General features: G+C 65.0%; 7 protein-coding genes and 1 pseudogene. 6 read left to right on the top strand and 2 right to left on the bottom strand.

Annotated elements, in window-relative coordinates; translation table 11 throughout:
* A pseudogene (locus tag E3O23_RS17985) lies at positions 1 to 413 on the top strand (hypothetical protein); the annotation flags it as partial.
* On the opposite strand, the gene E3O23_RS03180 reads toward E3O23_RS17985, so the two are convergent.
* Both E3O23_RS03180 and E3O23_RS03175 read right to left on the bottom strand, forming a co-directional pair.
* The gene (locus E3O23_RS03180; RefSeq protein ID WP_134488105.1) at positions 410 to 1333 is read right to left on the bottom strand and encodes a DMT family transporter; all 924 of its coding nucleotides are present in this window, start codon (positions 1331 to 1333) and stop codon (positions 410 to 412) included. The pseudogene E3O23_RS17985 and the gene E3O23_RS03180 sit on opposite strands and share 4 nt — an antisense overlap.
* Before the next feature lie 232 nt (positions 1334 to 1565).
* Positions 1566 to 2591 carry a LacI family DNA-binding transcriptional regulator gene (locus tag E3O23_RS03175; RefSeq protein ID WP_134488103.1) on the bottom strand — a complete coding sequence of 342 codons (1026 nt, stop codon included), beginning with the start codon at positions 2589 to 2591 and terminating at the stop codon, positions 1566 to 1568.
* Positions 2592 to 2865: 274 nt separating this feature from the next.
* On the opposite strand from E3O23_RS03175, the gene E3O23_RS03170 reads away from it, so the two are divergent.
* The 5 genes from E3O23_RS03170 to E3O23_RS03150 are packed head-to-tail and all read left to right on the top strand — an operon-like array spanning position 2866 to position 7703.
* On the top strand, positions 2866 to 3903 hold the full coding sequence (locus E3O23_RS03170; RefSeq protein WP_134488101.1) for an asparaginase: 1038 nt from the start codon (positions 2866 to 2868) through the stop codon (positions 3901 to 3903).
* A gap of 11 nt (positions 3904 to 3914) precedes the next feature.
* Positions 3915 to 4805 (top strand): polysaccharide deacetylase family protein, encoded by an 891-nt coding sequence (locus tag E3O23_RS03165; RefSeq protein ID WP_092322877.1) that lies wholly within the window; start codon positions 3915 to 3917, stop codon positions 4803 to 4805.
* Positions 4802 to 6208, top strand: a complete 1407-nt coding sequence (locus tag E3O23_RS03160) for an MFS transporter (protein ID WP_134488099.1) — start codon at positions 4802 to 4804, stop codon at positions 6206 to 6208. Before E3O23_RS03165 ends, E3O23_RS03160 begins: the two co-directional genes overlap by 4 nt.
* Positions 6201 to 6965, top strand: coding sequence for an SDR family NAD(P)-dependent oxidoreductase (locus E3O23_RS03155; protein ID WP_134488098.1), 765 nt, complete (start codon positions 6201 to 6203; stop codon positions 6963 to 6965). Before E3O23_RS03160 ends, E3O23_RS03155 begins: the two co-directional genes overlap by 8 nt.
* A 15-nt stretch (positions 6966 to 6980) precedes the next feature.
* Positions 6981 to 7703: an SDR family NAD(P)-dependent oxidoreductase gene (locus tag E3O23_RS03150; protein WP_198414496.1), complete on the top strand. Its 723-nt coding sequence runs from the start codon at positions 6981 to 6983 to the stop codon at positions 7701 to 7703.
* The last annotated feature ends 13 nt before the right edge of the window (positions 7704 to 7716 follow it).

The following is a 7716-nucleotide window of genomic DNA, read 5'->3' as shown; positions in this document are numbered from 1 at the left end:
CGGAGGCTGCTCGTGCGGCGGCCGCGCGTGCCCCCGCGCGAGCGTGGCAGGCGCCGACCGCGGCGGGGCGGCCGCCCGCCGGCACGGCCCGGTTCAACAAGTACGTCTGGACGGCGGGCTGGCAGGCCCAGATCGATGCCTGCAACGGTGCGGTCGACCTCACCGGGCGTTACGGCGTGCGCGTGATCGGCGAGCACTGGAGCTGCGGCGGATCCCGCTTCCCGAGCTCGGGCCTGATCACGCTGTCGGGCGTGCTGTCCGGAACCTACCGGGTGGGCGGGGTCGCCGCGGTGCTCAACGCGAACACGCAGGGCACCGGCAACATCCCGCGGGGGTACGACCTGCTCTACCAAACCTGCATCAACGGCTCGAACAAGACGATGTCGTTCACGGTGCTGACGCGGGTGGGTTAGGGCTCCACCGACCGGCGTTCCGCGGGCGCGGCCGGCGCGTCCCGCGGCGCCGGCGCATCCGGGCGGGCCGGGCGCAGCGAACTCAGCGCGACGCCCGCGAACACGATCAGGCCGCCGAGCAGCTGGGGCACGGTGAGCACCGCGCCCAGGGCGACGGCGATGACCACGGTGAAGACGGTGATCAGGTTGAGGTAGAGGCCGGCGCGGCCCGCCGGCATGCCGTGCGCCCCGATGTTCCACAGCAGGTAGGAGCCGATCGACGGGAAGACCACGATGTACACGAGCGCCCAGGCGATGGGCGCCTCGGCCGGCCAGGACACGCCGCCGGCCACCGCCACCGGCGCCATCAGCACCGCCACCATCACGGCCTGCACGGCCGTCGCGGTGATCGGCGGCACCTTCAGGCCGCGGCCGAAGATCGTGTACAGACTCCAGACCACGATCGCGCCGAGCATGAGCAGGTCGCCCAGGTTGAATTTCAGCGAGAGAACGGATGCCAGCGCCCCGTCGGTGATCACCAGCAGCACCCCGAACAGGCTGACCAGCAGGCCGAGGATGCCGCGCCAGCCCATCCGCTCGTGCAGCAGCAGGGCGGCGAGCACGACCATCACCGCGGGGTTGGCCGCATTGACCAGCGACGCGGACTGCGGCGTCGTGAACTGAAGCGCCCCATAGAGCAGGAGGGTATACCCGGTGAGCCCGAGCGCCGCGAGCAGGAGCAGCCGCGGCCAGTGCCGCAGCACGGCCCGCCAGTCGGGCTTCTCGATCAGCTGGGCGAGCACGAGGAGCGGCACGGAGGCGAGCGTCCAGCGCCACCAGTTGAGGTCGAGGGGTGAGATGGACTGCACGGCGACGGCGCCGACGACGTAATTGCCGGCCCAGAAGAGGGCGGCGAACACGAGGGCGAGGGAAGACTTCACTGGCCTCACGATACAAGGCCGGCGCATCCGTGCCTGGCCGCGGCCGTCGCCCGGCGCCGCGGGGCGGGGGTTTCCCGGTTGGACAGTCGCACCTTGGCCGGTCGACCGAGTGTGTTTGCCGGTTCCGGTCGACTTTGCCTGGTGCGCCGGGCAAACTCGACCGGAACCGGTAACCTCGGCGGCGGAGTCGGCGGCGCTCGCCCGTCTGGCCGGTCGTGTGCTCGAGTTCGCCTTATGCGCTGCTCTCACGCACGCAGAGCGTCGGCTCCAGCCGGATCGACTCAGCCTGCTCGCCATTGAGAACACGAAGAAGCAACTGCACCGCGGAGCGTCCGATCTCGAGCATGGGGGAGTATACCGAAGACAAAGAGATCGGAAGTTGAGCCGCGAGAGAGGTGTCGTTGTATCCGACAACGGCCATGTCCTGGCCAACCTGCAAACCCTGGGAGCGCACAGCGCCCATAGCGCCGATGGCAGCGAAGTCATTGACTGCGAACAACGCGGTGGGTCGACGCGCATCATTCTGAAGTATCTTCTCCGCCGCGATCCTGCCTCCGACTGTATCGAAGCCAGACCACACGACCGCGCTGTCCGGGATATCGCCGCCTAGCTCCCGCCAGCGGCGGACAAAACCCGCCACCCGGTCGACGGCGGTGCTTGCGTAGGGTTCCCCTGCGATCACGGAGACAGTGCGGTGCCCCGAACTCCACAGGTGGTCAGCGACGAGCTCGCCTCCCCGAACATCGTCGCAGGTGGCCGATGGATAACCGGGAACCCGCCGATTCATGAGAACAAACGGAACCCCCCGGTCGGACAGCTCCGCCAGGAGACTGCCGTCGAGATGGGCGTCCCCGAAGATCATGCCATCCACCCGCCGGGCCAACATGATCTCCGTCTTACGGCGCTGCAGTTCCTGGTCATCTCGGGAATTCATGACAAAAGTGGAGTAGTTGGCCTCGGCGGCCGCTTCTTCGATCCCCTCGTACATTATCGCCAGCACCAGGTCGGAGAGCCTGGGGACGATCACTCCCAGAAGGTGCGTGCGTCGGGTTCGCAGGCTCGTCGCTTGCGGGTCCGGCGAATAGCCCATCTCGCGGGCCAGTGCTCGCACGCGCTCGGCCGTCCCCGGAGAGGCTGCGCTCCGCGCGACGTCCGTGCCCGAGTGCAATATGCGGGACACCGTCGAGGAGTGCAGGCCGAGCTCGCTGGCCAGATCCTTCAACGTGACGGCGCGTTCGGGCGGTCTGTTGTCGTTCATCTGGACCCCTTCATCTCGCGCGTGCTCGCATGCGATCGACACCAATGTTCAGCAGCTGCTTGACGTGCCCCTTCAACAGATTCTATAGTTTCCTCTACCGCAACCCAATCGATTGGGTGACATCGGCCACAAGGCCTGCGGAACCCGCTCTTGCAGACACCCGTGTCGTCCACCCGCAGCTCTCCAGATATCCGCGGACTGGCCTGGCGCGATTACCCAATCGATTGCGTTGCCTCACATCGGAGTGAACATGAAAGACCCAGGAGGCGCCCACGTGGTGCTACTGGCAACGGGCGGCACGATATCTTCTCGAGTGCAGCCGGCGTTCGGTGGCGCGACAGTCGCGATTGATCGCGGCGAGCAGATTCTGGGGAGCCTGCGCTCGCAGCCTCCCTATCCGGTGCGGGTCGTCGATCTCTTCCATGAGGGTTCCTACCTTCTGACCTTCGGTGACATGGCCGACATTTGCGCGAAGATCACAGACGCTCTCTCCGATCCCCTGGTCATGGGTGTCGTCGTCACCCACGGCACCGACACCATGGAGGAAACCGCATTCCTCGCGGACCTCACCCATGATGATCCGCGCCCGGTCGTATTCACGGGGGCGCAAAGGCCCGCCGATTCGGCCGAACCGGACGGGCCAGACAACCTTTCCAGAGCGATCGCCCTCGCCGGCTCGGCCGCAGCGCGCGAACGCGGGGTGCTCCTCTGCTTTGCCGGCGAGATCTTCCCAGCCAGAGGTGTCCGGAAGGCCCAGACCTTCGATCTCCACGCGTTCACGAATCCTGACTTCGGGCAGGCCGGATTCATTTCGGCGGCGGGCGACATACAGATGGACGACGTGCTGCCCAGGCTGGACCCGTTGCCTTTGCCGTCCGCCGGCGACGGAGACGACCCGCGCGTTGATCTCGTGGCGGCCTATCCTGGCGCGGATTCCCTGCTGTTGCTGGCGTCCTGCGGCGCTGGCGCGTCGGGCGTGGTGTTGCAGGCGACGGGCAGTGGTAACGCCAACCGGGTGATGTGCCAGGCCATTGCAGATGCCACTGCCGCCGGCGTTGTGATCGTGACGAGCACCCGCGTGCAGGCCGGCCCCGTTCTGCCGGTGTACGGCCACGGTGGGGGCAAGGATCTAGCCACCGCCGGCGCCATCCCGTCAGGGCTGCTCAAGCCATCCCAAGCCCTGGTTCTGCTCGGCCTCCTGCTCCGGCTGGGGATGGATCGCGAACAGATCGCCCAGACGTTCGCCCGGCACGGAGCGCATCCCCAGCCCGGTTCGAAATCCCCACGTACCCAGTCAATACACCAATACTGAAAGGCTGATTCATGAAAAAGGACATACAGGTCGCCTTCGGCGTCGACGTCGATGCCGTCGCCGGAATGCTCGGCTCTTACGGCGGAGAAGACTCGCCCTGTGACATCTCACGCGGACTCTTCAGCGGCGAGGTGGGCGGGCCCAGGCTCCTTCGTCTCTTCGAGAAGTATGAGTTGCCCTCAACCTGGTTTGTCCCCGGGCATTCCATCGAGACCTTCCCTGACCTCACGCGGATGATCGTCGATGCGGGCCATGAGATCGGGGTCCACGGCTACTCCCACGAAAACCCCATCGCCATGTCCCGGGAGCAGGAGACTGCCATCCTGGACCGATCCATCGAGCTGATTGAAAAGGTATCGGGGCGTCGCCCGACCGGCTACGTCGCCCCCTGGTGGGAGTTTTCGCCTGTCACGAACGAGATTTTGCTCGAGCGCGGCATCAAGTACGACCACTCACTCATGCACCGTGATTTCGAGCCGTACTACGTCCGTGTCGGAGACAGCTGGAAGAAGATCGATTACAGCAAGGCGGCGGAAACCTGGATGGAACCGCTGGTTCGCGGCCGCGAAACCGACCTCGTGGAGATTCCAGCCAACTGGTACCTGGATGACCTTCCGCCCATGATGTTCATCAAGGCCGCCCCGAACTCGCACGGCTTCGTCAATCCCCGCGACATTGAACAGATGTGGCGTGACCAGTTCGACTGGGTCTACCGCGAAATGGACCAGGCGGTGTTCACCATGACCATCCACCCGGATGTCTCCGGCCGCCCGCAGGTGCTCCTCATGCTCGAGCGACTCATCGAGCACATCAACTCGCACGACGGCGTGAACTGGCTCACCTTCGACCAGATCGCCGACTCCTTCATCAGCCGCGCACCACGAAAGGGAATCAACTCATGAGCACACAGTCCTCGGCCGTCGATCTGACGGCACCGAAGCTGAACGAGAAGCGCAGGTTCCCCGCCTTCTCGAAGAGGGACACCAACATTGCCACCATCCTGGCTTTGCTGGCCTGGACAATCGCCGTCTTCGACTACGGGCTCTTCGGCACGCTGCTGCCGGCCATGCAGGAATCCTTCGGCTGGACAGCGACGGAATCCTATGCCATCAACACGTGGATCGCTGTTGGCACGGCAATCGTAGCCTTCGGAATCGGACCGGTGATCGACCGTCTGGGCCGCCGGAAGGGCATGATGGTCACGGTCGGGGGCACGGCGATCGTCTCGGGACTGACCGCAATCATTCCCACAGGGATCGCGTTCCTCAGCAGCGGACTCGTCGTACTGATCCGCTCCTTCGGAGGACTGGGATTCTCGGAACAGGCCGTCAACGCGACCTACATGAACGAGATCTACCAGGTCACAGAGGACGCGAAGAAGCGCAAGCGCCCCGGCTTCTACTACTCCTTCATCCAGGGAGGCTGGCCGCTGGGCTTCCTGCTGGCCAGCGCCCTGGCCCTTGCGTTCCTGCCCACGCTGGGCTGGCGAGCACTGTACCTGATGGCAACAGTCCCCGCAGTGATCATCGTTTGGGTCATTGCAAAGAAGCTCAAGGAGACGCCACAGTTTGAACTCCACCACGAACTCACCCGGCTGGAGAAGCACGGGCGCTCAGACGATGCACACGCACTGGCTCGTTCCTACGGCGTTGAGCACTCGTCGGTGGCTCCGCTGAAGCGCATCTGGGAACCTCACCTGCGCCGGAACACGATTGTCTTCTCTCTCGCCTGGATATTCAACTTCTTCGGGATCATGATCTTCAGCATTCTTGGCAGTTCCGTCCTCAAGAACGCCAAGGGTGTGGAGCTGTCCGATGCCTTCTGGATGTTGATCGTCATCAACCTCCTGGCCTACTTCGGATACATCTTCCACGGCTGGCTCGGCGACAAGATCGGGCGCAAGAGGACCATCATCGGAGGCTGGATTTTGTCCGGAATTTCCTTCGCCATCATGCTCAGCCCCCTGGCAGTCAGCCCGGCAATGATCATCCTCACCTACGGCGCCGGTCTGTTCTTCCTCGTCGGCCCCTACGCTGCCATCCAGTACTTCATGGCGGAGTGCTACCCGGTCAGTTGCCGCGCAACCGGAACAACGTTCATCGGCGCCATGAGCCAGCCCGGCATCATCATCGGCGGGGCACTGTTCACCGCCGTCGCCGCCGGAGCAGACACCGGCACCGCGGCCCTCTGGGTGGGCGCGTTGGGAACCCTCTTCTCGGGCTTGCTGATGATCGCGGCCAAGCCACCGGTCGAAGCGCTCCTCGAAAGCCCGCCCGAGGCACTTCCTCAGGTCGCGAATGCCTGAAGCCAAAGTAGCGATCATCACGGGGGCGGCCAGCGGCATCGGCCGCTCCCTAGCGATCCACTATGCGCGGCAGGGCGTAACCACGATCATCGGTACTTTCCCTGCAGATCCCCACGACCCGGAGGAGACCCTGCGCCTCGTCATCGAAGCAGGTGGCCGGGCCGTAATCCACGAGGTGGATGTTCGCAGGACGGAATCGGTGGAAGCGTTCGCCCAAAGGGCGGTGGCGGAATTCGGGCGACTCGATTATGTAGTCGCGAACGCCGGCATCCTCCGCAACTCCGCCCTCGAGGATCTCTCCGACGATCGATGGAATGAGATGCTCGACGTCGACCTCACGGGAGTGCTGCGGACCCTACGCGCCGGGGCCGGAAGAATGCCGGACGGCGGGGCGATGGTCGCCGTCTCTTCGATTGCCGGCGCGGTCTACGGGTGGGAGGGACATGCCCATTACGCCGCAGCGAAAGCAGGGGTACTCGGACTCGTTCGCAGCTTGGCCGTGGAACTCGGCCCGCGCCAGATCCGCGTCAACGCCATCGTTCCCGGACTCATCAAGACGCCCCAATCGCTTGACCCGGTCAACTCGCTCGGCCCCGACGGCCTCCAGCAAGCAGGGAACGACATCCCCTGGGGTCGCGTCGGGGAACCGGAGGAGGTTGCCAGCGTCATCGCATTCCTCACCTCGAACGATGCCCGATACGTGACCGGGCAGTCGCTCACCGTCGACGGCGGACTGACCGTCAAAATGCGTGCCTGAGAACAGGAGGACCTGATGAGCATGCAAAGCGAACCTCACGCGGGGCACGGGCGGGCCGTGGTCGTCACCGGCGGCAGCAGCGGAATCGGCCTGGCAATCGTTGAAGCCTTCAGGGCGAACGGTGACCGGGTGGCCGTCCTGGACCGGGTCGGCGGAGGCGACGTCATCCGGGTAGACGTCTCGGACGAAGACAGCGTACGCCGCGCCTTCGACCTCGCCAGGGAGCGCCTCGGACCAATCCAGATCCTCGTCAACAGCGCCGGGTTGCTTACGGAGTCACCGTTGGAGGAAATGACCCTCGCAATGTGGAGCGAAACGATAGCGGTCGACCTGACCGGTGTCTTCCTCTGCTGCCGGGAGGTGGTGGGGGAGATGCGCAGCCAGAAGTGGGGCCGCATCATCAACATTGCCTCCCAGCTGGCGATAAAAGGGGGGAAGGGGCTCAGCCACTACAGCGCGGCGAAAGCCGGCGTGGTGGGACTGACCAAGGCACTCGCCCTGGAGCTTGCCCCTGACAATGTGCTGGTCAACAGCATCGCACCCGGCCCGATCGAGACCCCGCTGGTCGAAGGCATCTCGGAGAGCTGGAAGGCTGCTAAACGCGCCGAACTGCCCCTGGGGCGATTCGGTGTTCCGGCGGAAGTGGCCCCCACCGCACTGCTGCTTGCCAGCGAACCCGGCGGGAACCTGTACGTGGGCCAGACGCTCGGACCCAACTCCGGCGACGTGATGCCATAAGAAGGGGAACATC

The sequence above is a fragment of the Cryobacterium tagatosivorans genome (genome assembly GCF_004402215.1).
Taxonomy (GTDB): Bacteria; Actinomycetota; Actinomycetes; order Actinomycetales; family Microbacteriaceae; genus Cryobacterium; species Cryobacterium tagatosivorans.
The sequence above is the reverse complement of the archived record's forward strand: the minus strand, read 5'-3'. Positions and strand labels throughout refer to the sequence as shown.

Excerpts from the sequence above, each read along its gene's own strand:
- E3O23_RS03175 (WP_134488103.1), bottom strand. The coding sequence starts at position 2,591 with ATGAACGACAACAGACCGCCCGAACGCGCCGTCACGTTGAAGGATCTG.
- E3O23_RS03160 (WP_134488099.1), top strand. The coding sequence starts at position 4,802 with ATGAGCACACAGTCCTCGGCCGTCGATCTGACGGCACCGAAGCTGAAC.
- E3O23_RS03155 (WP_134488098.1), top strand. The coding sequence starts at position 6,201 with ATGCCTGAAGCCAAAGTAGCGATCATCACGGGGGCGGCCAGCGGCATC.
- E3O23_RS03165 (WP_092322877.1), top strand. The coding sequence starts at position 3,915 with ATGAAAAAGGACATACAGGTCGCCTTCGGCGTCGACGTCGATGCCGTC.
- E3O23_RS03150 (WP_198414496.1), top strand. The coding sequence starts at position 6,981 with ATGAGCATGCAAAGCGAACCTCACGCGGGGCACGGGCGGGCCGTGGTC.